The 25,743-nt window shown below is 44.3% G+C and carries 22 protein-coding genes and 6 tRNA genes; all 28 read left to right on the top strand.

The features are described from left to right. The first annotated feature begins 161 nt into the window (after window positions 1-161). The 28 genes from AB5150_RS11560 (at window position 162) to AB5150_RS11425 (ending at window position 25,693) form a co-directional block, all read left to right on the top strand. Window positions 162-233: transfer RNA gene (locus tag AB5150_RS11560), tRNA-Asn, on the top strand. Between the two features lie 16 nt (window positions 234-249). Next, a tRNA-Glu gene (locus tag AB5150_RS11555) sits at window positions 250-321 on the top strand. 16 nt (window positions 322-337) lie between these two features. Beyond that, window positions 338-410: transfer RNA gene (locus tag AB5150_RS11550), tRNA-Thr, on the top strand. 37 nt (window positions 411-447) lie between these two features. Then, window positions 448-529: transfer RNA gene (locus AB5150_RS11545), tRNA-Tyr, on the top strand. Window positions 530-543: 14 nt separating this feature from the next. After that, a tRNA-Met gene (locus AB5150_RS11540) sits at window positions 544-617 on the top strand. An 11-nt stretch (window positions 618-628) separates the two neighbouring features. Further along, window positions 629-701 (top strand) — tRNA-Phe (locus AB5150_RS11535). A 115-nt stretch (window positions 702-816) separates the two neighbouring features. Continuing rightward, window positions 817-996 carry a DUF951 domain-containing protein gene (locus AB5150_RS11530; RefSeq protein WP_015533982.1) on the top strand — a complete coding sequence of 60 codons (180 nt, stop codon included), beginning with the start codon at window positions 817-819 and terminating at the stop codon, window positions 994-996. 984 nt (window positions 997-1,980) lie between these two features. Next, window positions 1,981-3,651, top strand: a complete 1,671-nt coding sequence (locus AB5150_RS11525) for a Na+/H+ antiporter NhaC family protein (protein ID WP_022216147.1) — start codon at window positions 1,981-1,983, stop codon at window positions 3,649-3,651. A 283-nt stretch (window positions 3,652-3,934) separates the two neighbouring features. Continuing rightward, window positions 3,935-4,924, top strand: coding sequence for a MoxR family ATPase (locus AB5150_RS11520; protein ID WP_015533980.1), 990 nt, complete (start codon window positions 3,935-3,937; stop codon window positions 4,922-4,924). 16 nt (window positions 4,925-4,940) lie between these two features. Further along, a complete protein-coding gene (locus AB5150_RS11515) occupies window positions 4,941-5,831 on the top strand; it encodes a DUF58 domain-containing protein (protein WP_368291891.1) in 891 nt (296 codons plus the stop codon). Between the two features lie 45 nt (window positions 5,832-5,876). Continuing rightward, window positions 5,877-6,353 carry a hypothetical protein gene (locus AB5150_RS11510; protein WP_022216144.1) on the top strand — a complete coding sequence of 159 codons (477 nt, stop codon included), beginning with the start codon at window positions 5,877-5,879 and terminating at the stop codon, window positions 6,351-6,353. Further along, entirely contained in the window at window positions 6,344-7,375 is a 1,032-nt protein-coding gene (locus AB5150_RS11505; protein ID WP_022216143.1) for a VWA domain-containing protein, read from the top strand. Before AB5150_RS11510 ends, AB5150_RS11505 begins: the two co-directional genes overlap by 10 nt. Before the next feature lie 19 nt (window positions 7,376-7,394). Then, window positions 7,395-8,342: a VWA domain-containing protein gene (locus tag AB5150_RS11500; protein ID WP_015533976.1), complete on the top strand. Its 948-nt coding sequence runs from the start codon at window positions 7,395-7,397 to the stop codon at window positions 8,340-8,342. After that, complete coding sequence (locus tag AB5150_RS11495) at window positions 8,339-9,082, top strand: tetratricopeptide repeat protein (protein ID WP_055147055.1); 744 nt, start codon at window positions 8,339-8,341, stop codon at window positions 9,080-9,082. Before AB5150_RS11500 ends, AB5150_RS11495 begins: the two co-directional genes overlap by 4 nt. 124 nt (window positions 9,083-9,206) lie before the next feature. Further along, the gene (locus AB5150_RS11490; RefSeq protein WP_015533974.1) at window positions 9,207-9,638 is read left to right on the top strand and encodes a hypothetical protein; all 432 of its coding nucleotides are present in this window, start codon (window positions 9,207-9,209) and stop codon (window positions 9,636-9,638) included. Window positions 9,639-9,640: 2 nt separating this feature from the next. Then, the gene (locus tag AB5150_RS11485) at window positions 9,641-10,663 is read left to right on the top strand and encodes a hypothetical protein (protein WP_055147049.1); all 1,023 of its coding nucleotides are present in this window, start codon (window positions 9,641-9,643) and stop codon (window positions 10,661-10,663) included. 91 nt (window positions 10,664-10,754) lie between these two features. Beyond that, window positions 10,755-11,678 (top strand): diadenylate cyclase CdaA, encoded by a 924-nt coding sequence (gene cdaA / locus AB5150_RS11480; RefSeq protein WP_055147046.1) that lies wholly within the window; start codon window positions 10,755-10,757, stop codon window positions 11,676-11,678. Then, window positions 11,668-12,927 carry a YbbR-like domain-containing protein gene (locus AB5150_RS11475; protein ID WP_022216139.1) on the top strand — a complete coding sequence of 420 codons (1,260 nt, stop codon included), beginning with the start codon at window positions 11,668-11,670 and terminating at the stop codon, window positions 12,925-12,927. Before cdaA ends, AB5150_RS11475 begins: the two co-directional genes overlap by 11 nt. Before the next feature lie 23 nt (window positions 12,928-12,950). Next, window positions 12,951-13,673, top strand: coding sequence for an NAD-dependent protein deacylase (locus AB5150_RS11470; protein ID WP_015533972.1), 723 nt, complete (start codon window positions 12,951-12,953; stop codon window positions 13,671-13,673). Between the two features lie 65 nt (window positions 13,674-13,738). Further along, window positions 13,739-15,187, top strand: coding sequence for a glycoside hydrolase family 1 protein (locus AB5150_RS11465; RefSeq protein ID WP_368291889.1), 1,449 nt, complete (start codon window positions 13,739-13,741; stop codon window positions 15,185-15,187). A gap of 207 nt (window positions 15,188-15,394) precedes the next feature. Then, window positions 15,395-16,858, top strand: coding sequence for an LPXTG cell wall anchor domain-containing protein (locus AB5150_RS11460; RefSeq protein ID WP_368291888.1), 1,464 nt, complete (start codon window positions 15,395-15,397; stop codon window positions 16,856-16,858). Window positions 16,859-16,988: 130 nt separating this feature from the next. Next, window positions 16,989-19,565, top strand: a complete 2,577-nt coding sequence (gene clpB / locus AB5150_RS11455) for an ATP-dependent chaperone ClpB (RefSeq protein WP_015533969.1) — start codon at window positions 16,989-16,991, stop codon at window positions 19,563-19,565. Window positions 19,566-19,711: 146 nt separating this feature from the next. Beyond that, window positions 19,712-20,653 (top strand): hypothetical protein, encoded by a 942-nt coding sequence (locus tag AB5150_RS11450; protein ID WP_368291887.1) that lies wholly within the window; start codon window positions 19,712-19,714, stop codon window positions 20,651-20,653. A gap of 25 nt (window positions 20,654-20,678) precedes the next feature. Then, window positions 20,679-21,641 (top strand): glycosyltransferase family 2 protein, encoded by a 963-nt coding sequence (locus AB5150_RS11445; protein WP_368291885.1) that lies wholly within the window; start codon window positions 20,679-20,681, stop codon window positions 21,639-21,641. A gap of 46 nt (window positions 21,642-21,687) precedes the next feature. Beyond that, the gene (gene glyA, locus AB5150_RS11440) at window positions 21,688-22,923 is read left to right on the top strand and encodes a serine hydroxymethyltransferase (protein WP_015533968.1); all 1,236 of its coding nucleotides are present in this window, start codon (window positions 21,688-21,690) and stop codon (window positions 22,921-22,923) included. Window positions 22,924-23,020: 97 nt separating this feature from the next. Then, entirely contained in the window at window positions 23,021-23,995 is a 975-nt protein-coding gene (locus AB5150_RS11435) for an LCP family protein (protein ID WP_158576563.1), read from the top strand. Between the two features lie 7 nt (window positions 23,996-24,002). After that, window positions 24,003-24,965 carry a class B sortase gene (gene srtB, locus AB5150_RS11430; protein WP_368291884.1) on the top strand — a complete coding sequence of 321 codons (963 nt, stop codon included), beginning with the start codon at window positions 24,003-24,005 and terminating at the stop codon, window positions 24,963-24,965. Window positions 24,966-25,069: 104 nt separating this feature from the next. Beyond that, window positions 25,070-25,693 carry a hypothetical protein gene (locus tag AB5150_RS11425; RefSeq protein WP_015533966.1) on the top strand — a complete coding sequence of 208 codons (624 nt, stop codon included), beginning with the start codon at window positions 25,070-25,072 and terminating at the stop codon, window positions 25,691-25,693. Window positions 25,694-25,743 lie beyond the last annotated feature (50 nt).

Raw genomic sequence — 25,743 nt, 5'->3', positions numbered from 1 at the left:
CGAGGACTTATCCTTAGAGGTTTCTAAGAGATAAGCTTTAGAAGATACCTCTTTCTGTGTGAAATTCTGAAGGTACAAGTTAAAAAAATATAAAAAACACTTGCATTTTCAAGTCAAATGTGTTAACATTGACAAAGACGCCGTGGTTTACCAGGTGATATTCCTCGATAGCTCAATGGTAGAGCACTCGGCTGTTAACCGAGGGGTTGTAGGTTCGAGCCCTACTCGGGGAGCTGCTTTTGAAAACCTGGCCCCATGGTCAAGCGGTTAAGACATCGCCCTTTCACGGCGGTAACACGGGTTCAAATCCCGTTGGGGTCATTTGACAATTAAATATGCCGATGTGGCTCAATTGGCAGAGCAGCTGATTTGTAATCAGCAGGTTATCGGTTCGAGTCCGATCATCGGCTTTTTGCTTAAAGCAAGAAGTTGCCAAAAGCAATAAATGGGTGGATTCCCGAGTGGCCAAAGGGGACAGACTGTAAATCTGCTGCGTAATGCTTCGATGGTTCGAATCCATCTCCGCCCATTTTATTTTTTTGCCGCGGGGTGGAGCAGTCTGGAAGCTCGTCGGGCTCATAACCCGAAGGTCATAGGTTCAAATCCTGTCCCCGCTATTTTTATGTAAGCCCAGATAGCTCAGTTGGTAGAGCAGAGGACTGAAAATCCTCGTGTCGCTGGTTCGATTCCAGCTTTGGGCACTAGATGAAAAGCTGAAACTTTTATGAGTTTCAGCTTTTATTTGTTTATGCGGGCAAAGCCCTCCAAAACGTACAGTATGTATATTTATAGGATTCCGAAGGAGGAGATATCAGAATGGTATTTGAGGTTGGACAGGTTATAAAGATGAAGAAGGCGCATCCTTGTGGAACGAATTCCTGGGAGATACTCAGAGTAGGAATGGATTTCAGACTCAGATGTACTGGCTGTGATCATCAGGTCATGGTGCCCAGAAAATTGGTGGAGAAGAACTTCAAGGGATTTATTGAAGAATAAAAAAGAAGCAGGATCATGATTAGGCGATTATGATTCTGCTTCTTTTTTTATATAAAGTTTTTTGTGAGCCGATTGAGTATAACTCATATATTAGCTTTACTCTCTTTAAGGGAGGAGCGCAGCCGTCAAGCGGCTGCGCCAATTAAGGGATTGGGGGGTGTAGTCATTTCTGACTACAAAAAAGGGAGTAAATAACAAAAAATAGTAAATTGTCAAATTTCAGTGTAAGCTGTCAACGCTTTCTGTTGTTTTTCTGTATCTCTTGCTTACAAGTTGATAATATGATAAATGGATCAGGATTGCAATAGCATTTGGCTCATTTAGGTTATAATGCCATATTTGTTGGCGATTTTGACTGTTTTTGACTACTTTTGCATGTATAATCGTAAAAAATCATCTAATGTAACATAACGCAACGATATTGCGCAAGTTGCACACAGGCAAGTTGCGCAATACAGAAGAGATATATAATAATAAAAGAGCAGAATCACGATTAGGCGATCATGCTTCTGCTCTTTTTATTTATATAAGATTTTTTGTGAGCTGATATTGAATATATCATAACCTTTGATTACTCACCTTTAAGGGAGGGACGCAGCCGCTTGACGGCTGCGTCAATTAAGGGATTGGGGGGTGTAGTCATTTCTGACTACGAAAAAAGGGAGTAAAAACAAAAAATAGTAAATTGTCAAATTCCAGTGTAAGCTGAAGATGTTTCTGCTGTTCTTGTATCTCTTGCTTACAAGCTGATAATATGACATAAATGTTATTTATGCAATAGCATTTGATTGTTTTCCGTCATATTCACATATTCATAATAAATTTTGACTGTTTTTGACTGAAAAGGAATAAATCAGACATTTGCACTATTCAAATGGCATGCTTATGTGATATAACTTTACTTATATGACGTGATAATACATTATTCCACAGATGAATTATCACAGATAATATGCATACGAAAAAAGATCAGGGAGGATCAAGATGAAGAGTAGCAAGAAAAATCTTATTGCCATTGCCGTGGTAATTCTCATTATTGCGGTTCTCGGAATTCTGTCTATATATGTAGATAAGATTCCATCGCCATCGACATATGCGACATTCTGGGCACTTGTACCATCGGTTGTCGCTATCACGCTGGCACTTATAACGAAGGAGGTTTACAGTTCACTGTTTATAGGAATTGTAATAGGAAGTGTGTTTGCCTCCGGATTCAGTTTTACGGGCAGTATATCGAATGTACTGCAGGATGGACTGATCGCACAGCTTTCAGATTCATATAATGTAGGTATACTGATATTCCTTGTCATTCTTGGAACCATAGTTGCACTTATGAACAAGGCAGGTGGATCCAAGGCATTTGGTGACTGGGCAGCTACCCATATCAAGACCAGACAGGGCGCGCAGCTCTGCACAGTTCTTTTGGGAGTTCTGATATTTATCGATGACTATTTTAACTGCCTCACAGTCGGCAGCGTTATGAAGCCTGTAACTGATAAACACAGGATATCAAGGGCGAAGTTTGCATATGTTATAGATGCAACAGCGGCACCTATATGTATCATAGCCCCTGTATCATCATGGGCTGCGGCCGTCAGTGGATTTGTAAAGGGTGAGGATGGCTTTGGTCTGTTTATAAAGGCCATACCATATAACTATTATTCATTCCTCACACTTGCGATGATGATCGCAATGATCGTTATGAAGGTTGAGTTTGGTTCCATGGAGAAGCATGAGCTCAATGCCCTGAAGGGAGATCTTCTCTCAATGGGAGATGGCAAGAAGACTGTCACAGCAGAGGAGACTGATGTGGTCAACAGCAACGGCAAGGTAGTTGATCTTATAATACCTATCATATGTCTTGTTATCTGCTGCATTATAGGAATGATCTACACAGGTGGATTCTTCAGCGGTGTAAGCTTTGTAGAGGCATTCTCAAACAGTGATGCATCTGTTGGACTTGCAATTGGAAGCTTGTTCGGACTGCTTATTACAATTCTTCTGTATGTGATAAGAGGAGTCCTGGATTTTGGTAAATGTATGGAGGCTATACCAGAGGGCTTTAAGGCAATGGTACCGGCTATACTGATCCTTACATTCGCATGGACGCTCAAGGGAACTACCGATATGATGGGTGCAAAGGATTTTGTACAGACAGCAATGACATCTGCATCGGGAAGTCTGTTTAGTTTCCTTCCTGCGGTTATATTTATAGTTGGATGTCTCATGGCGTTTGCAACAGGAACATCATGGGGAACATTTGGAATACTTATCCCTATTGTGTGTGCAGTATTTGAGGGTAAGAATAATGAGCTTATGATCATAGCGATATCAGCATGTATGGCTGGAGCTGTGTGTGGAGATCACTGCTCACCTATATCAGATACCACTATCATGGCATCAGCAGGAGCGCAGTGTAACCATGTAAATCATGTGGCAACACAGCTTCCATATGCGATAACAGCGGCTATCATGTCATTCGTGTCATATGCTATAGTTGGACCGCTTACATACCATCTGCATGTTAAGTGGTTTATCATGCTTCCGATATTCATAGCAATGATGGTTCTTCTGATATTTGTACTCAGGGTCATCAAGCGCAGGAATCCTGCAAGTTATGTGAATGCGGATACTAGAGTAGCGGATGCGGAGTAGGCAGATCAAATTGTAAATAAAAGGTATATTTAACGAAAAAAATAGTTGACTTATGATGGAACATAAGTTAATATGTGAGAGTAGAGTTTTCATTTATTTGAATCCTCTCTCCCCTCATTATGGTGACCAGGTACCCCCTGGTCACTTTTTTGTTTATATGGACAAAATATAGCATGGGCACTTTATATTTGTTAACTTGAGCAATCACATGTAAAGGTATATTCTATATACCATAGATGCCGGGGAGACAGACATCATAATAAATAAAGGAAAGAGAGTAGTTATGCAGGATAACAGAGAGATAACAAATGAAGAAGTCCAGAAGGCTTCGGAGATAATCAACAATTTGCTGAGTTACTATAACAGTAAGGTTGTGGGACAGCCTTATCTGGGATATTCACTTCTGGTTGCAATGATGACAAACGGTCATGTGCTTCTGGAATCCGTTCCAGGACTTGCCAAGACCACTGCTGCCAGGGTTATGACAGAGGCGGTTAATGGATCATTTTCAAGGATCCAGTGTACACCGGATCTTATACCGAGCGACATAATTGGAACCCAGATGTACAACATGGCGACCAATACATTTGAGGATAAGATAGGTCCGGTTTATTCGAACTTTGTACTACTCGATGAGATAAACAGGTCCAGTGCGAAGACACAGAGTGCCATGCTGGAGGCGATGCAGGAGAGAGAAGTCAGTATAGGAGGAAAGACATATAAGCTGCCGGAGGTGTTCGTGGTAATAGCGACCCAGAATCCGATCGAATCTGAGGGTACGTATGTGCTGTCAGAGGCACAGCTTGACAGATTCCTTCTCAAGGAGACTGTGACATATCCAAGCGCAAGGGATGAGATGGAGATACTCAACAGAGTGGAGGCAGGAGTTTTTTCAGACGTGAAGTCCGTTGCCAGCGTTGACGATGTGGTGTATCTTCAGAAGCTGTGCAAGAGGATTTATATAGATCCGGCGATAAAGAAATATATAGTTGATATAGTTCAGGCAACCAGAATGACGGATAAGATACTTGCACCTGAGCTTGCACAGTATGTTGCCATGGGTGCGAGCACAAGAGCGGCTATTGCGTTCATGGAGGTAGCAAAGGCGATCGCACTTATAAATGGGAGAAGATATTGTGTTCCTGATGATGTGAAAGCACTCAGATATTCAGTCCTGAGACACAGGATCATGCTTACATTTGCCGCTGTTGCGGAAGACGTGAAGATTGAGAAGATTATAGATGCCATAATAGGTTCGGTTAAGACGCCGTAGGGGAAGACAGTTAATTATGAAGATGACATATATATCCAGAATACAGGGAAATATGAAGGGATATAAGACCATATATACTACCAAGGCAACGTCGAGGATAATCGATGGTTCGTACAATTCCATCTATAAGGGCAGGAGTATGAACTTTGATGAGCTCAGGGAGTATGTCGTTGGCGATGATATCAAGGACATGGACTGGAAAGCATCTGCCAGGAGCCAGAAGCTTCTGGTCAGACAGTATATCGCCGAGAAGAAGCATAATATAATGCTGGTGATGGATGCCGGAAAACGTATGCTTGGATATGCCAATGATGTTCAGGAGAAGAGTGACGTTGCACTTATGGCGGCAGGAACCCTGGCATATATGGTGTGTGACAATGGTGATTATGTGAGCGCTACTTATGTTTCAGACAGGGGCGTGGAGCACTATCCGTTTAAGACAGGCTTTGCAAATGTCGAAAATATTCTTGCGGGTTACCACAGGAACGTTACCATGACTAATGACTCGGATACGGGGGATGCGCTGAGCTTCATTGCGAGGAATTTCAGGAGGAGAATGATCATACTTGTGGTGACGGACACCAGAGGTATCCTGAATATGTCGGAGGCAACTGTAAAGCAGTTAAAGGTACTGCATGATATACTGCTTATAAATGTTGAGGATGCCGGGATGAACGGTAAGAATGTATATGACTTATCCGGTGACACATATATTCCTGAATTTTTTACCAGGGACATGAAGCTGACAAAGAAGGAAGAGAGGAAAAGGCAGGAGCTTTCAAGTGCCTGTGACGACAAGCTTAAGAAACTTGGTATTTCGTACCTGACGGTCAGGTCTTCTGACAGCATGGATGAAAAGATAGTAGAGCTGCTCAACAAGCACAAGACTGAGAGCTCTGGAAAGTAGTTAAATGGGCTGATGCCCGGAGATAAGAGGAAGAAGATATAAGATATGGAAAGTTCAGTGAATTTGCAGGAGCCGCTTTCGTATGTGGTATGGCCGATCGTGCTGACCGGAGTGATAACAGCCGCAGTGCTGTTGTTCTTTGGTGTCTGCTGGTATCTGAGAAGACGTAGAAAAATGGCGGCGGAGCTGCCGAAGGTGGTGAAGCCTGCGCCTATGGATATGGGTAGAGTGAAGGCCAGATATCTGTCAGAACTGGCGGATATTGCGGGACAGTATGATCAGGGAAAACTTGATGTAAGAGGTGCATATCAGCGTATGAGCCGTTGTATCAGGGGATTTGTTCATGCTGCAACCGGCATAAGGGTTCAGAATTATACTCTGTATGATATAGAAAGATTAAACATGCCGGAGCTGTACTATCTTGTGGCTGAGTATTATGCGCCGGAATTTGCAAGAAAGTCCGATGGTGATGTGAGGGCTTCCCTTGAGAAGACAAGGAGTTTGATTGAGAGATGGCAATAAAATATCATATTGTTCTATATGCAGGCCTGGCTATTGCGCTGTTTATGCTGGTATTTGTGTTTGTGAAATACAAAAAGACAAAGAAATATGCCGGAGGAAAAAAGATCGCAGGGCTCATATGCCAGGAAGATGAGGCATATTTCAGGAAAAGAAAAATATTATATAAGACCGGGCTTACAGCCACGCTCATATGCTGCGTACTGGTTGTCGTATCGGCATTCCTGCTCATGGCAAAACCATACACGAGCAGGCGTATGCAGGATGAAAAGTATTGCAGGGACATCATTCTGTGTATCGACATATCAACATCCGTGGATTATCTCAACGAGAATCTGCTGGACAAGCTGAAGAAAACAGTTGATGAGCTTCAGGGCGAACGTTTTGGAATCGTGATATTTAACACAAGTCCGGTGCTGCTTACTCCGCTCACGGATGATTATGAGTATGTGAAGGATCAGCTTGATCTGATCGCACAGTGTCTGAAGAGCAGAAATGAAGTGAATCTGGACGATGCATTTTCATCGGGGTACGACTGGATATATTATCAGGCATATATATCATCTGGAACTCTGATTGGAAATGAGCAGAGGGGAAGCTCACTTATAGGGGACGGCCTTGCTGCTGCGGCAATCGATTTTTCGGATGCTGACAAGGAGAGGACAAAGGTGGTAATATTCTCCACTGACAATGATATACAGGGAACACCGGTGGCAACTCTGGATGAGGCGGCCGATATATGTGTTTCAAACAATGTCACGGTGTATGGAGTTGGAACAAAGGAGATGACACCGGAAAACAAGGAGTCCATGAAGAATGCGGTGGAGAAGACCGGTGGTAAATTCTATCTTGAGGAGGAATCCGGATCATTTGGAGAGATAGTATCATCGATAGAAAAGCTGAGTAAGAATCTGGTCAAGGTGAGGATGGTGGATGTTGAGACACCTGAGCTGTTATATCCATTTGTATTGATGCTGGTTCTGTTTGCAGGAATGCTAGGACTTGGCCGCTGGCTCAAATTATAAGACGTTACAGGAGAGAATTATGAGAATAGATCCAATTATACCAATCTGGCTTATGCTCATATTGTGCGTTGGCATGGCGTTCCTGAAAAGGCGGAAGAGAAGCGCATATATAAGGCAGATAGCTGCCATCATACTGATATTTCTCATCAATCTGAGGATCATGGTCCCAAGCAGCAACGTGGAGACAAGTGTCCGGAAGCTTGACACATATGTGCTGTTCGTTGTGGATGACACCATAAGCATGCTGGCTCAGGATTATGCTGGGGATACAGAGAGGCTGACGGCGGTGAAGAAAGACTGCGAGCACATAGTTGATGAGATGGACGGTGCTAAATTTGCAGTCATAACTTTCAATAATAGTGCAAATCTGATATCGCCATATTCGGATGATTCAAATTTTGCAAAAAGTGTTCTGGATTCAATATATCCGCTGGATTCGCTATATGCCAGGGGGTCGTCCATGAATGTCTGCATAGATGTGATGACGGATACCCTTAAGCGTGCAAAGGAGAAAAATGATGGAAATGTGGTCGTGTTCTTTATAAGCGATGGTGAAATAACCAACGACGACAGACTCAAGTCATTTGACGGGGCGAAAAAATATATTGATGGAGGCGCAGTGTTGGGGTACGGCACAAAGGAAGGCGGTAACATGTATGTGAAATCATATTACGATGACCGGAAGGAGCTGCTTGAGGACACATCGGACTACCCGTATAAACCAGCGGTGTCGAAGATCGATGAGGATAATCTGAAAAAGATTGCCGATGATCTGGGCGTCGACTATATAAATATGAACGATGGTTCTGCGCTGGATAAGGTTGTGGAGAAGTCACGGGGAACCGCTGAGTCAACGGATAAGGGTAAGACTATAGGATATGTGGATATATATTATCTGTTTGCAGCATTATTTGCAGGACTTGTTGTATATGAATTTTTTGATATGAGAAAGAAAGTCATAAAATGAAAAACAGATCAGGAATAATAAAGATCGTTGCTGCAGTGACCGGAGCTGTCAGCCTGCTGTGTATGGCGGTGCTTCTGGTGAATTATCTGTGCAATGAGCATTTTATAAGTGAATACAAAAAGGGACAATATGTGGACAGCACAGTGAACGCCGTGCTTGGCTTTACTCAGCCACATATATACCATTATAATCTTGGTGATGTATATTACAGTCAGGGAGATTACGAGGGCGCCGAGCAGGAGTTTCGTAAGGCACTTGAAAAGAAGCCGGGTGGTGAGTCCGACTGTAAGACAAGGGTCAACCTCGCGCTGTCCATAGTGAAGCAGATAGATCCTGATGGTGTTACCAAAGAGAATCTGGATGAGGTGATAGACATACTTGAGGGGGCAAAGGACATTCTCATAGAGAATGACTGCGCCCACAGGGATGATGAGGATGGACATTACGAGGATGCACAGACTCTGAAGGATGAGATAGATGCCTTTGAGGAGCAGCTCAGGAAGCAGACGGAGGAACAGGATCAGAAAGGTGATCAGGATCCAAATGACCAGAAGAGTCAGGGCTGTGACGATGAAAACGAAGAGGATACACAGGAGCCTCAGTCTTCTGATAAAGAATCGGAGATACGAAAGCAGCTCGATGCCATCCAGGGAGACAGTCTTGAGCAACGAAATCAGGAGATGGATGCATACGAGACATACAAAAATGAACATGATTACTACGGCGGACGCACTTGGTGATCATACATTAATAGACATTAAATTCTAAATATAAAACTTGCGCAATATTAAGACGCGGGGTATAATACTGCTAGTTATGGTCATTTGTGGAAAAGTGACCAGAATAAGGAGATAGAATCGAGCAATGGTAAATGAAGAAAAGGTCATTCTAATGACGAAGATCGCCATGTACAAGGAGTCGCTTGGACGTGAGGATCTCGAAAAGGGTAAATATTTTCAAAGTGACTATGTGAAGCTTAACTGTCTTAAGACAATTGTTTCATCTACGGTGCTGTTTGTAGTTTTTGCCGCAGCTTACATATACTATAATCTTGCAGATATAGTTGAGAAGCTCACAGAGCTTGACTATGTGAAGGTGGCGAGCAGCATTGTGGGCGGCTATGCAGTGGTGTGTATTGCATTTGCGCTTTTCGCGTGGGTCTTATATACATACAGATATATGAAGGCAAAGCCAAAACTCATAAAGTATAACCAGAATCTTAAGAAACTGATAGAATTTTATGAGAACGAGGACGGAACACGCCGTTCTGTCAAAAAAAAGAGGAGGGCTAACTGATAATGTCAACACTTCTGGATTTCCGCGATGGAGTAAAGAATTTTTGTAGTAAGTATGATAAATTTGTTTCACCACTGTGTAAGTTTATACTGGCACTTGTTGTGTTCTGGTCAATAAACCATCTCACAGGATATAACAGCACGATAAGCAGTATCGTAGTGGTCCTGGCAGCAGCTTTTGTGTGTGCGTTCCTTTCAGGCCAGCTCACACTTGCCATTGCAGGACTGTACGCATGTGCCCAGGTTGCCAGCGCAAGTCTGGAGCTTGGAATCTCATTTGTTGTCATATTTGTGATAATGTATTGTGTATATATAAGATTTTTCCCTAAGGCATCATGGATCATTCTGTTTATGCCATTCTTTTACATTATAAAGTTCCAGTATTTCATGCCAATCCTGGCTGGAATGACAGCTGGATTCACAGGAATGGTTCCTGCAGCATTTGGCTGTATATTCTACTTCTTCCTGAAGCATACTGCTGATTACGTTGCTTTAAGCTCAAGTTCAGCAGAGGGTGATCTGATAGAGGGATACAAGTATATTTTCCAGCATCTGGTGCAGGATAAGACACTTCTGCTCACCATAATAGTGTTTGCAGTTGTTATAGTTCTTACATACATAATATATAGAATGTCATTTGCATATTCATGGTACGTTGCCATCATCACAGGCGGTGTGGTAGAGATCATACTGTTCCTGGTTGGAACTTTGTCCATGGAAGTTGAGGTATCCCTTGCGGGGGCTCTGCTTGGATGCATACTGGCGATACTGGTGACCATAGTGGTTCAGTTCTTCAAGATAGTTGTGGACTACTCAAGTGTTGAGAATACACAGTTTGAGGACGATGACTACTACTACTATGTAAAGGCTGTGCCAAAGGTCATGGGTGGTGCCCAGAGAAAGGCAGCCAGAAGAGAGCAGCCATCGCCAAGACCACAGCAGAAGAGGACGACTTCGTCCGGATCAGGCGCACAGAGAAGCCGGTCAGCGGCAAAGGAAGATTCTGTTACAGGATCAACAAGATAGATACATTGAAAAGAGCTTACATGTGAGTGACCTGACTTTTGTCAGGTCACATTAATTATACGGAGTATTTATATACCGAAAGGAGGATGAAATGGATAAGATATCAACGTTTATATCAACGTATTTTGATTGGTTTTATATAACAGTTCCAGGCACAGTAGATATAATAGAGATACTTATTTTGTCATTCTTTATATACAGGATCATGTTGTGGTTCAAGCAGAGCAGAGCATGGACTCTTCTGAAGGGTATAGTTATGATCGTGCTCTTCACTGCCATTGCGGCGGTGTTCCAGTTCAATACGATCTTATATCTGCTTAAGAATGCATTCAGTGTGGGAATAATAGCGGTGGTGATCCTGTTCCAGCCGGAGTTCAGACGAGGACTTGAACAGCTTGGAAGAAAGAAGCTGATCAATTACATTATACGAGATGGCGAGGATGATGGTGTTATATCGGAGAAAACGATATATGAGCTTGTGAAGACGGCCCAGGTCCTGTCTGCAAACCGTACCGGTGCACTCATAGTCATTGAGAATGAAGTTGCACTGGGCGAGTATATTGATACGGGAATACCGATCGATGCGGTCGTGACTAACCAGTTACTTCTCAATATATTTGAGCACAACACACCGCTTCATGATGGTGCGGTGATCATAAGAAAGAACAGGGTGGTTTCTGCCACATGTTATCTGCCACTGTCTGCAAATGACTCCATCAACAAGGAGCTTGGAACACGACACAGAGCCGGTATAGGTATCAGTGAGGTGTCAGACAGTATGACTCTTATCGTATCTGAGGAGACAGGTTCAATATCCATTGCACAGGGAGGCGAGCTCTTCAGGAATCTGGACAGCGAGGGCGTGAGAAGGCATCTTCAGACGCTGTGCAAGGAGTATAATGGAAGAAAGAGCCACAGGTCTTCAGGTGCCCGTCCGGTTAAGCGGAGAAAGAGAGTCGTTGTGGAGAATAAGAATAAAGCTTCCAGAAAGGAGGCTGATGAGAATGAAAAATAACAGCGCAGAGCCTAAGAAAAAGGCAAATAAGATATACAGCAATATAGGTCTTAAGCTTCTGTCGGTTGTGCTTGGATTTCTGGTGTGGCTTCTTGTACTGAACATCGATGATTCAGCCGTGACAAGGACCATAAGGGACATTCCGGTCAATCTGGTAAATACTGACGCCATAACAAGTCAGAATCAGTTGTACACGATAACTTCAGGTGATACCGTGGATATAGTCGTCAAAGGACGTAAATCACTTATAAGCGATCTTGATGCGTCGGATTTCAAGGCTGTAGCGGATATGTCAAAGATATCCATAACAAATGCGGTGCCTATCACTGTAACTGCGAACAGCACCAACATAGCTAAAAAGGTCAGCATAACTGTTGTGGACAACGTGCTGTCAGTTGAACTTGAGGACGAGAAGTCAGTGTCAGTTCCTGTGTCCGTGGTGACAACAGGCGAGGTTGCTTCCGGATATACGGTTGGTAACAGTGTGGCAGCTCCAAACCTCATAACGATAAAGGGTGCTGCAAGTATAGTTTCGAGCATAGATCGTGCAGAGGTGACAGTTGATGTGACCAGTGCAAAGGATGATATAACGACAAACTGTACGCCTGTATTTGTAACCGCTGATGGTGAGAAGATATCAGACAAGTCGATATCCTACGATGAGATATCGATAGCAGTCACAGTTCCGGTATACAAGACTAAGAATATACCTGTTCATGTGGATGTCACAGGAGATCCTGCGGATGGATATCTTGTATCAGATATAACATATGTACCGGAGACCGTTGATATAGGTGGAGACGCATCGATAATAAAGGATATAACAAGCCTTGATATAACGGATGTTGATGTGAGCGGATGTACAGCAGATGTTGAGACGACACTTGATGTATCAAAGTATCTTCCAGAGGGTGTGGTCGTGACAAAGGAGAGCGCATACATCAATGTGAAGATAGCGATCGAGAAATCAGTTACAAGAAATATAACGGTGACCACAGGGGATATCATCCTGAGGGGCAAGCAGAGTGGATACAGCTATGAGATGAGCATGGGTGATAGCAATACGATAACCGTGAGTGGAATCTCAAGTGCGGTGTCCAAGGTATCGGCCAAGAGCCTGAAGCTGTCCATAGATGCTTCCAAGCTCTCATATGGCGATAATACGATCACGCTCAGTGTCCCTGATGGAGATAAGTACACCGTGGTAAATACGTGTACAGTTATGGTAAAGGTTACTGAGACACAGTAGTCATTGTCTGGAGGTGTATGTATATGGATACAGAAAAGTTGAATGAGCTGAGACAGATCATAGAAGATTCGGATAATATCGTTTTCTTTGGCGGTGCAGGAGTATCGACGGAGAGCGGTATACCAGATTTTAGAAGTGTGGATGGACTGTATAATCAGAAGTATAAGTATCCGCCGGAAACTATAATCAGCCACAGCTTTTACAGACGTAACCCGGAGGAATTTTACAGATTCTATAAGGACAAGATGATATTTGCTGATGCAAAGCCGAACAAGGCTCATATAAAGCTGGCGGAGCTTGAGAAACAGGGAAAGCTCAAGGCGGTGATAACGCAGAATATCGACGGACTTCACCAGATGGCAGGTAGCAGGAATGTCATAGAGCTCCATGGTTCTGTTCACAGAAATTACTGTGAGAAATGCCATGCTTTCTATGACCTGGATTATATAGTCAATTCGGATGGTGTGCCTAAGTGTGAAAAGTGCGGAGGCACTGTAAAACCGGATGTGGTGCTGTATGAGGAGGCACTTGATGAGGACAATATGTCGAGGGCACTTCAGTATATATCCGAGGCGGATACGCTGATAATTGGCGGAACCTCACTTGTGGTATATCCGGCAGCAGGACTTATCAGATATTTCAGGGGGCGGAAACTGGTGGTTATAAATATGTCCCCGACACAGTCGGACAGCAATGCAGATCTTCTGATAGCGGATAAGATAGGAGATGTGCTGGGCAGTCTGTAGCATATGACGACAAAGGCATGTTGAAGGCATGCTATACAGATTCTATATAGTATGGAGGACGGTTTATGTATTTTGACAGATCAAATGGCTTCCCAAAAGATTTCCTGTGGGGCAGTGCGTCTGCTGCATATCAGATAGAGGGAGCGTGGAATGAGGATGGCAAAGGCCCATCCAACTGGGATCAGTTCGTAAGGATCCCGGGAAAAACATTTAAGGCTACGACAGGTGATAAGGCGGTTGACCATTACCACAGATACAAGGAAGATGTGGCACTTATGGCGGAGATGGGACTTAAGACTTACAGGTTCTCAATATCCTGGCCAAGGATCATACCTGATGGCAATGGCGAGATAAATGAAAAGGGCTTACAGTTCTATGATGACCTGATCAATGAACTGGTTAAGTATGGAATTGTTCCTATGGTAACAGTGTACCACTGGGATATGCCACAGGCACTTGAGGAGCAGTATCACGGATGGGAGAGCAGACGAATAGTCGATGATTTCGTCAGATATGCAAAGGTTCTGTTTGAGAGATACAGTGACAGGGTAAAGCACTGGATAATCATGAATGAGCAGAATGTATTTACAGGTCTTGGCTGGAATGCAGGAATGCACCCACCAGGAAAGGTTGATGACCAGAAGATGTTCTATCAGGTAAACCATCATGCATTTATGGCACACGCCAAGAGTGTTATTGCACTCAAGGAGATCTGCCCGGATGCTAAGGTCGGTTCATCCTTCGCATATACACCGTCATACGCATTTGACAGAAAGCCTGAAAATGCGATGGCGAAGATGGATTATGATGATCTGAACAACTTCTACTGGATGGATATGTATGCCTATGGCCGTTATCCAAGGGCTACCGCTGCTTACCTCAAGAGCAAGGATCTAACTCCGGTTATGGAGGACGGTGACGAGGATATCCTCAGGGAGGCTGCAGGTCTCATAGATTTCATGGGTGTAAACTATTATCAGTCATGCGTTGTCGAGCACAACCCGATAGACGGAGTGGGAACGACTCACGAGATGAACACGACCGGCAAGAAGGGCACGGCAAAGGTTCAGGGTGTTCCGGGACTTTACAAGAATCCTGCAAATGAATTCCTTCCTACGACAGACTGGGATTGGACCATCGATCCGATGGGACTTCGCATGTGCTGCAGACAGATAACATCGAGATATGATCTTCCTATAGTCATATCTGAGAATGGCCTCGGCGCATTTGACAAGTTTGAGGATGGGGAGATCCATGATCCGTACAGGATAGATTACCTGAAACATCACATAGAGGAGCTCAAGAAAGCGTGTGATGATGGCTGCCGTGTCCTGGCATACTGCACATGGTCTTACACAGATCTTCTCAGCTGGCTCAACGGATATCAGAAGAGATACGGATTTGTGTATGTGGACAGAGAAGAGGACGAGAACAGTGGAACTTTGAACAGATACAAGAAGGATTCTTATTATTGGTACAAACATGTTATAGAGACCAATGGTGAGGAGCTGTGATAATAGAATAATATCATAACAGGGAGAACCGGCATTTGAGTGCTGGTTCTTTTTCGTACTAAAGTTATGCATTTAGTCATTTAATTTTAAAAACCAGCCGTTTGGCTAGTTTACTAAAAAACTCAGTGTATTATAATTATTTGTTATGTTGATGGCAATATCTGGCAGTAACTGCCAGGGATTAAAGACAGGAGGAAAGGGATAATTATGAAATCAAAGAAATTGGTAACTGGGTTGATTATGGCATGTATATTTGCTGTAGTGATTATTGCGGGAAAGAACTCTGTGAAGGTGCAGGCCGCGGATGGGGATGTGGCAATTGTGACGGATGGCAATGGCGATGAGATCGGATCATATGCTACACTGGCTGATGCATTTGTAGCCGCACAGAATGGCTATACAATATGTATAATTAGTGATATATATGATCCTTCGGCTTCTATAGGATACAATGATGGTGAACATAATAAACATATCATTATAGATCTCAACGGTAAAAGTGTCACTTTGCAGATGATGAATTTTGATTATTCGTTATACGTGAAAAACGGAACATTAAATTGCGGTATCACAAATGGAAGTGTTGGATTTACTAATGCTATGCTGACTTTGTCAAATGTCAAATTCATTACGGATAGTATCAACTGGATGACAAAAGATGGAATCTGTCTGAATAATGGCTCAAATGTAACGCTCAACGGTTCACAGTGTTGGTTTGAAAAACTTGAGATGGATACAGACTGTGTATTTACGGTACAGAACAGTGACGGACTTAGCAACTTTGGGCATATTGCAGATGGATTTGACGGTGTGAAGGAGTTTGTACCAGAGGGACTTTCTGTAGAAGGAACGACAATCATTGATGATGAGACAGGAGCCAAGGCTAAGGATTTTATTCTCCGTTACCGCAGCTTGTCGGATGATGCAGATGTCGCTGTCAGCATTGCTCCAAAATCGTATGTGTACGATGGAAAAGAAAAGAAACCTGCGGTTACGGTTTCTTATGGCGGAAAGACTCTGACAGAGGGAAAAAGTTACTCATGTGTATATGCGGATAATATTGATGCGGGAACAGCTACAGTTACTATCAAGGGTGAGAATACCATGCATGGACAGATCGTGGAAGAGTTCACAATAGATAAGGCAAAACAGAAGGCACCTACAGGTTTGGTCGCAACGGCAGAAACTGTGGATGGGAAAAATGATGGTCAGATATCTAATCTGAAGACGTCAATGGAATATAGTGTTGACAAGAAAAAATGGTTGGATTGTGAAAGCACGGTACTTAAGAAACTTGCAGATGGAAATTATTATGTGAGATATAAGGAGACCAAAAATTATTATGCGTCTCCTGCTGCAAAGGTAGTGGTAAAGAAGGGGAATGTACCAGCAACAAATGAACCGACTACAAATGAACCAACTACAAATGAACCTTCAACTGAAAAACCAACGTCAAGTGAGCAGACGACAGAGAAGGTAACAACAGAGAGACAGACAACCGATGAGAAAACTAACGTGACCTCAACAGAGAATACAACTGTAGCAGACTCAAAAAAGGAGTCAGGTGCTCCAAATACCGGAGATGACGGAAATGTGGCATTGATGCTCATAGTCATGATGGCATGTTTATTAGGGGCTGCCGGGGTGGTAGTTTACCGTAGAGAGAAATAATTTAAAATAATAAAAAAATATTAGCACTCGGTGTTGACGAGTGCTAACAGGTGTGTTATATTATCATCAGACAGGGAAGTGATATTAAGGTATCAGTTCCCTGAAAGTTTAGTTTAGGAGGTAAACAGCTATGGAGATGGATAAATACACACGTAAATCGTTGGAAGTTGTAGAGAAAGCAAAAGAAAAAGCTCTGGAGTACGACAATCAGGAACTTACGCAGATGCACCTTTTGGCTGGCTTGCTTGAGATAGATGACAGTTTGATAGCCAAGATATTTGAGAAGATGGGCGTGAATGTTACTAGTGCCGTGAATGCGGTGGAGGATAAGCTGGCAAGGTTGCCGAAGGTCAGCGGAGGCAATATGTATGCCGGAAATAACTTCTCAAAGGCTCTCATCCAGGCAGAGAAGGAAGCAAAGCAGATGGGCGACACATATGTGTCTGTTGAGCATTTGTTCCTCGGCATGGTGGATAAGGCTGATTCGGATATCAAGGAGCTTCTTAAAGGCTGGGGAGTTAGCAGGAATGCATTCCTCAAGGAGCTGGCAGAAATCAGAGGTAACCACAAGGTGGACAGCGATGATCCGGAGAGCTCATATGAGGCTATGGAGAAGTTCGGATATGATCTGGTCGAGAGGGCAAGACAGCAGAAACTTGACCCGGTAATAGGACGTGACGCTGAGATACGAAATGTGATCAGGATCCTGTCAAGGAAGACAAAGAACAATCCGGTGCTTATCGGTGAGCCTGGTGTAGGTAAGACTGCGGTTGTAGAGGGACTTGCACAGAGGATACTCAGAGGTGATGTGCCAGAGGGACTTAAGAACAAGAAGATATTTGCACTTGATATGGGAGCTCTTGTGGCCGGTGCCAAGTACAGAGGTGAATTTGAAGAGAGACTTAAGAATGTCCTTGATGAGGTTAAGAAGTCTGAGGGTGAAGTGATCATGTTCATCGATGAGCTTCACACTATCGTCGGAGCAGGCAAGACTGATGGTGCAATGGATGCGGGAAACATGCTTAAGCCTATGCTCGCCAGAGGTGAGCTGCACTGTATAGGTGCCACAACACTGAACGAGTACAGACAGTATATAGAGAAGGATGCGGCTCTTGAGAGACGTTTCCAACCAGTTATGGTGGATGAGCCAACCGTTGAAGATACAATATCTATCCTTCGAGGAATCAAGGAGAGGTACGAGGTGTTCCATGGAGTTAAGATATCAGATGGTGCCCTTGTAAGCGCAGCGGTTCTTTCCAACAGATATATAACAGACAGATTCCTGCCGGATAAGGCAATAGATCTTGTTGACGAGGCGTGTGCCATGATCAAGACAGAGCTTGATTCAATGCCTGTTGAAGTGGATGAGATCACACGTAAGATAATGCAGCTGGAGATTGAGGAGACAGCCCTTAAGAAGGAGGAGGATAATCTGTCAAAGCAGAGACTGGCAGACCTTCAGGCTGAACTGGCAGAACTCAAGGATCAGGCAAATTCCCTGAAAGCAAAGTGGGAGAATGAAAAGGCTGCAGTTGAGAAGATAAGAACTCTCAAGGAAGAGATGGAGCAGGTCAAGGCTGATATTCAGGCTGCACAGAGAAATTATGATCTGAACAAGGCAGCAGAGCTTCAGTATGGTAAGCTTCCAGCGATCCAGAAAGAGCTTGCAGAGGCTGAGTCCACAGCTTCAGATAAGGAGAGGGAGCTTGTTCATGAGGTGGTTTCAGAAGATGAGATATCGAAGATCGTATCCAAGTGGACAGGAATTCCTGTTGCAAAGCTTACTGAGAGCGAGAAGAGCAAGACCCTCAATCTTGCCAGCGAACTTAAGAAGAGAGTTGTAGGGCAGGATGAAGCCGTTGACTATGTCAGCGATGCGATCATCAGATCAAAGGCGGGAATAAAGGATCCTAGCAAACCGATAGGTTCATTTATCTTCCTTGGACCAACCGGTGTTGGTAAGACAGAGCTTGCAAAAAGTCTTGCAGCGGCATTGTTTGACAATGAGCAGAACATGGTTCGTATTGATATGAGTGAATACATGGAAAAGCACAGTGTGTCAAGACTTATAGGAGCGCCTCCGGGATATGTAGGTTATGATGAAGGCGGTCAGCTGACAGAGGCTGTTCGTAGAAAGCCATATTCGGTTGTCCTCTTTGATGAGATAGAGAAGGCACATCCGGATGTGTTCAATGTGCTCCTTCAGGTACTTGATGACGGACGTATCACGGATTCTCAGGGCAGAACGGTGGACTTCAAGAATACGATCATCATCATGACATCCAATATCGGCGGTGCAGATATTGCAGCTGCCGGCGGAGAGATCACAGATGAACTGAAGAATGACGTAATGGCTCAGCTAAAGAGCAGATTCAGACCTGAGTTCCTGAACCGTATCGATGAGATCATTACATTCAGGGCACTGTCCAAGGACAACATCAGTGGTATAGTTGATCTTCTCATGGCAGATCTCAACAGCAGACTGGCAGACAGAGAGATCACTATCAAACTTACGGAGAGTGCAAAGCAGCACATCATCGATCAGGGATATGATCAGGTGTATGGTGCAAGACCGCTCAAGAGATATCTGCAGAAGAATGTGGAGACTCTTGTTGCCAGGATGATACTTGCGGGTAGCGTGAGCACACAGTCAGCCATAGTCATCGATTATGATGGAACGGCTCTTGTGGCAGGAAATGAGAGATAAAATAATACATGTCATACAGAGAAGGGCACAGGGGTAATACTCCTGTGCCCTTCTCTGTATTCACAAAAAATGAAATTAATGGTATAATTGGCGCTGGTGAAAAATGTTCGGTATATTATTTGAAATTTACATGAGGAGGGCAGGGAGTGAGTACAGAGAATGTCAGCTTAAAAAAGATAGATCTTGGCGATTATGTTTTTCTGGCGAGACCATGCGTGGTTGTTTCGGAGGAGGCTGTGAAGCATTTGGCAGAAAGGGCCGTGCAGGGAAAACTGGAATTTATCGGAGTGTTTGATGACAGAATGGATGACAGTATCCAGCGAGAAGTGGTTATGAGCCTGGCATCGTCTCCTGAGATATCGATAGCGATACGGCATGTGTGCGCGGGGCTTTACAGCAGAAGCTTTCTGGACACATACTGCGACGGAGTGGAGACACATCAGCAGGGGCTGTTTCCTGATCTGTATATATTGTGGATGGCATTTGTACATGCTGATAGGGCGATGTTTGCAGCCTGTGACATGTGTGACAGAGTTGAGATAGACACAGTGTGGATAGACGATGTGGGTGCGGCGTACACGGTCAATATAACCTACGACCGCATAAAGGATCATCTCATGCAGGACTGGTCTGTGTGGGAGAAGTGGAAGGGATATTACACTCTTCAGAGATGGAGATGTTACTACGAGATGCTTCACTGGATGACAGAGGATGCGGGCTGGCAGTTTGCTGAGCGTATGGCTGTTGATTTCCACAGGAGCATGGAACTTGATGAGCTTGACCAGGAGCTGTTCAGCCAGGAGGAGAAGACAGGGCTTTATGTTCTTGCTAAGGATCCGGGATTTCTCAAGAGATATTATCTCGGCAAGGTAGTCTACAGCAAAAAGATATTTGACCTTAACAATGAACTGGGGCGACGCGCTGAAGAGCTGGATGCGAGTCACAGAGAAAATGATGAACTCAGAAGAGAGATGGAAGCTCAGCGGATCAACTATGAGACATCAACCACTTTCCGTGTGGGCAAGGCTGTGATGTTTGTTCCGGTGACACTGAAGAAGGCTGTAAAGAAGCTTTTGCATAGAAACTAACAGATGAGATGGAGGGGGTGTATCAGTGATTGATGTATCGATTGTGTTGACAGTATACAATGCGGAGAGTTACATAGAGGGATGTCTGGACATGATAACCGGACAGACCCTTAGAAATATACAGATAATATGCGTTGACGATGGATCCACCGATAATTCGTCGCAGATCATAGAACAGTATGCGCAGAAGGATGACAGGATCGTACTTATAAGAGAGAAGAATGCCGGAGCGGGTGCGGCAAGAAACCGCGGAATGCAGGAGGCAACAGGAAAATATATACTGTTTCTCGACTGCGACGATTTATACGAGCCTGAGATGGTAGAGAAGGCTTTCCGCAGAGCCGAGGAGGAGCAGGCGGAGATAGTCATCTACAAATCAGACCAGTACAACATGGATACTGAGGAGTATGTATATGAGAAGTGGGCCATGATAGAGTGGGCACTTCCACCGTATGAGCCGTTTAACCGCAGACAGATATCCACAAATATATTCAGAGCATTTGTGGGATGGGCGTGGGATAAGCTGTATCTCAGGGAATTTGTGATGAAGAATGATCTGAAATTCCAGGAGCAGAGAACCACAAATGATGCGCTGTTCGTGTTCAGCGCGCTGGTGCTGGCGGAGCGCATATGTACAGTAAGTGAGATACTCATCCACAGAAGAGTGGATACCCGGGATTCGCTGTCCAAGACCAGAGAGAAGTCGTGGGATAACTTCTATCACATGCTGCTGGCACTCAGACAGATGCTGAAGGATCACGGTCTGTACACAGAGATAGAGAAGGACTATATAAATTACGCTCTTCACTTCAGCCTGTGGAACTACAACACGCTGGCGGAGCCGACAAAGACAAAGCTCAGAGATAAGCTTCTCGGCGAATGGTATGACGAGCTTGGAATATCCGCAAGACCTGAGGAATATTTTTATGATGAGTACGAGTATGGCCAGTACAAGGACATGTTAAATTTTACTGTTGAAAAACAGTGATATATATGAGTATAATAGGAACAAATTTTTGATGGAGGTAAATTCGATGTTCAGTTTTGACGAGATAACAAAGGTAGATCCAGAAGTAGCGGCAGCAATGACAGACGAGTTCAACAGACAGAATAACAATCTGGAGCTCATAGCTTCCGAGAATATCGTATCAAAGGCGGTTATGGCAGCCATGGGCAGCCATCTCACCAACAAGTATGCAGAGGGATATCCTGGTAAGAGATATTACGGTGGATGTCAGTATGTGGATGTTGTTGAGGACCTTGCGAGAGAGAGAGCCAAGGAGCTGTTTGGCTGTGAGTATGTGAATGTACAGCCACACTCAGGAGCACAGGCAAACATGGCAGTATTCTTCGCAATACTTAATCCTGGCGATACATTTATGGGAATGAATCTTGATCACGGCGGACATCTCACCCACGGTTCACCGGTCAACATGTCTGGAAAGTATTTCCACTGCGTGCCATACGGTGTAAACGATGACGGATTTATAGATTATGACAGAGTTCTCGAGATCGCAAAGGAGTGCAAGCCAAAGCTTATCGTAGCAGGAGCTTCAGCATATGCCAGAGCTATTGATTTCAAGAGATTCAGAGAGATCGCTGATGAGGTTGGAGCATATCTCATGGTAGATATGGCACACATCGCCGGACTTGTGGCAGCAGGACTTCACATGAGCCCAATCCCATATGCTCATGTGACAACAACCACAACGCACAAGACTCTCCGCGGACCTCGTGGTGGTATGATCATGTGCAGCAACGAGATAAATGAGAAGTTTAATTTCAACAAGGCTGTATTCCCTGGAATCCAGGGCGGTCCTCTCATGCATGTGATAGCCGGTAAGGCAGTATGCTTCAAGGAGGCTCTTACACCTGAGTTCAAGGCATATCAGGAGCAGGTTGTCAAGAATGCGGCAGCACTTGCAAAGGCACTCATGGCAAGAGGCTTTGATATTGTATCAGGCGGAACAGACAATCATCTGATGCTCATGGATCTCAAGAGACTTGGACTTACAGGTAAGGAAGTTGAGAAGCTTCTTGACGAGGTTCATATCACAGCAAACAAGAACACTGTTCCAAACGACCCTAAGTCACCATTTGTAACAAGTGGAATAAGACTTGGTACACCGGCCGTTACCACAAGAGGTGCAAATGAGGCTGACATGGAGATCATAGCAGACGCCATAAAGGCAGCAGTCCTTGACAATGATAAGGCAAAGGCTGAGCAGCTTGTAAAGAGCATTGTAGAGAAGTATCCACTGTATGCATAATCGATAAGAAATATTGATGCATTGCAGTACGTCAGGCATATAAGATAAGAACAAGAGCGGCACGGAAGTTTCCGTGCCGCTTTTTGAGAACATGAACATGAAAAGTAACAGTAAAGTTAAGAAAAAATTACTCATAGCAGCCGTGGCTGTTCTGGCTATAGTTGTGGCGGTGATCCTGGTATGTGCGGCATATCTTCATGCGGGCAGAAGCTCCCTCAGAGGACAAAGATCCAGGGATGCTGAAATGCTGTATGAAGGTCACAGCTACATGTATGATGAAGACAACATTAATATACTGTGTATCGGTGTGGATGCCAGAGGAGAGGCTGACACCGTGGGACAGGGGGATGCCCTGATACTTGTCACACTCAATGTCAGGGACAAGACGATAAGATGCCTGAATATCAACAGGGATACTCTGGCACCTGTCAAGGTATTTGGTGTTGCGGGCAAATATATCACGACCCAGAATCTTCAGGCAGCACTGGCATTTTCATATGGCAGTGATGTGGCTGACGGTGCGGAACTCACGGAATATACGGTATCAGAACTGCTTGACGGACTTCCGATACATGCATATGTGACGCTTGACTTTGATGGGATCAGCAAGATGAACGAGCTTGTCGGCGGAGTGACGGTGAAAGCCATGGAGGATCTGGACAGAGCAGATATACGCCAGGGCGAGACAGTGACACTGTCGGGGGAGCAGGCGGTATATTATGTGACGGAGCGCAACAGTGCCTCGGAGGATATAGGAACAAATGCCGCCCGTATGGACAGGCAGAAGCAGTACATGTGTGCATGGTGCGGCCTGCTAAAGGAAAAGCTTAAGAGAAATCCCCTGAAGATATGGGATATGTATGAACAGATGTCGGGATATATATCAACAGACATATCCAGAACCGGGATGCTGTATCTGGCGTGGAAATTTGCCGGGGCGGAGTTTACTGATGACGGAATGTATGAGTTCCCGGGTTCATATGAGAGAGAGAATTATTATGATGAATATATTGTTGACGATGCGGCGTTAAAGGAGCAGCTTGTCGAAATGTTCTACAGAGAAGTGGAGTAATGCCTGTATGCAGAACGATGATAGACAGGAAGAATTAGAAAGAAAAATTGCAGAGGCGGTGGCGCTCGCGCAATCCGTTGTCGAGGACAATGAGCGGGAAAGTCACGCAGAAAATGGAAATACCGACAGCCCTGAGATAGAGGCAGTGATGACCGAACCGGGAGGAGAGCGTAAGAAGCTCTTATGGAAGGTAGTCTTGGGGGTATCATCGGTGGTTTTGCTGGTGTGCATCTGCCTGATCGTGAGATATGCGTTTGCACATAACCGGAGCAACCGTGCAAACCGGGCACTCAGGGAGTATGTGGATTATGGAACAGATGGAGCTACGGAGAGCGATGCCTCGTCCAAGCAGGATGCAGGAATTGATGATGTGATATTCCCGCATGTGAAGGTGGACTTTGATGAACTTCAGAAAAAGAATCAGGATATATGTGCGTGGATATACATACCTGGAACAGATGTCGATTATGCGGTACTGCAGGGCAGTGACAACAGCTATTATCTGAGCCATGATGCATATGGGGAGTACAGCCCTGATGGAGCAATCTTCATAGACTCTGCAAATTCCAGAGGATTTTCGGATTTTGATACGGTCATGTATGGACACAACATGTCCAGTGGAACTATGTTCAAGACTCTGCACAATTATGAGGATGAGGAATTCCTCAGAAACAACAGGAATGTGTATGTATACACACCGAACAGTACGCTGTGTTATACGGTGTTTGCTGCATACAGGACAAATGACAGACATATATTCACATACAATGATTTCTCTGACAAAAAAGGCAGACGGTCGTACATAGATGGAATATTTGACGAGAATTTTGATATTGGGGTTGTGCAAAATGACCAAAAAATAGATGTTGACAGCAGACTGCTGACTCTTTCTACATGTTGTGGAATGGATGGAAAAAGATGGATCGTGCAGTCGGTACTCACAGGGGAAATAGAAGCGGATGCCAGATAAAAAAGGGAGTTTTGCACAATTGACGCGCTCTTTTTATGATGGTATACTTTGGAACAAAGTATGATGTCAGGAGAAGGACATCAGGGAGACAAGGAGTGAAGGTTATGACAACAAGATTGGGGAAGGCAGCTTCATTTAAGAGAAAAGCGGCAGCCTGGCTTGCAGCGGTGGCGATAACATTAGGCTGCGGAACAACAGCATTTGCGAATAACAGCCCGGAGAATGATTATGAGACAGATTCGACACACATTCTCATATCCGAGGCGGATACAACTATAGCGGATATTGACAATCTCATGCTTGGAGATGCACCATCGGAGGTGCTTGGAGATAAATCACTGGATGGATATTCAACTCTTGCAGTGTTCTCAGTTACAGCGGTGAATGATTATGATTATTCTGAGATAGAGACGACAAAGATAAGAGGAGCAGCCATCACCAGTGATATGACAGTTCAGGTGAGATTTCTTCCGGATGACGGAGACTGGACCAAGATTCCATTCAGCGTAGAGAGCGGAGTTCTTCTGGCAGAATTCCCATCGGATGGACAGCTTGCAGTGTTTGTCAAGGATGACATAGATATACCGGATGATGATGATCCTCAGACTGCGGGTGTATCACAGGCAGGAAAGGCACCACAGACAGGAGACAGACTCCCAATATACATATTTACCGGAATCGTAGCGGCGGCACTTGTGGTTGTATCAGTGAGAAAGATAAGAAAATAATATATAGTGTATATAAAAAAGAACTTTTGCATATATATGTGCAAAAGTTC

This window comes from Coprococcus sp. RTP21281st1_F1_RTP21281_210402, assembly GCF_040915325.1.
Classification (GTDB): Bacteria; Bacillota; Clostridia; order Lachnospirales; family Lachnospiraceae; genus Coprococcus; species Coprococcus aceti.
This window is presented reverse-complemented; position numbering and strand designations above follow the sequence as displayed.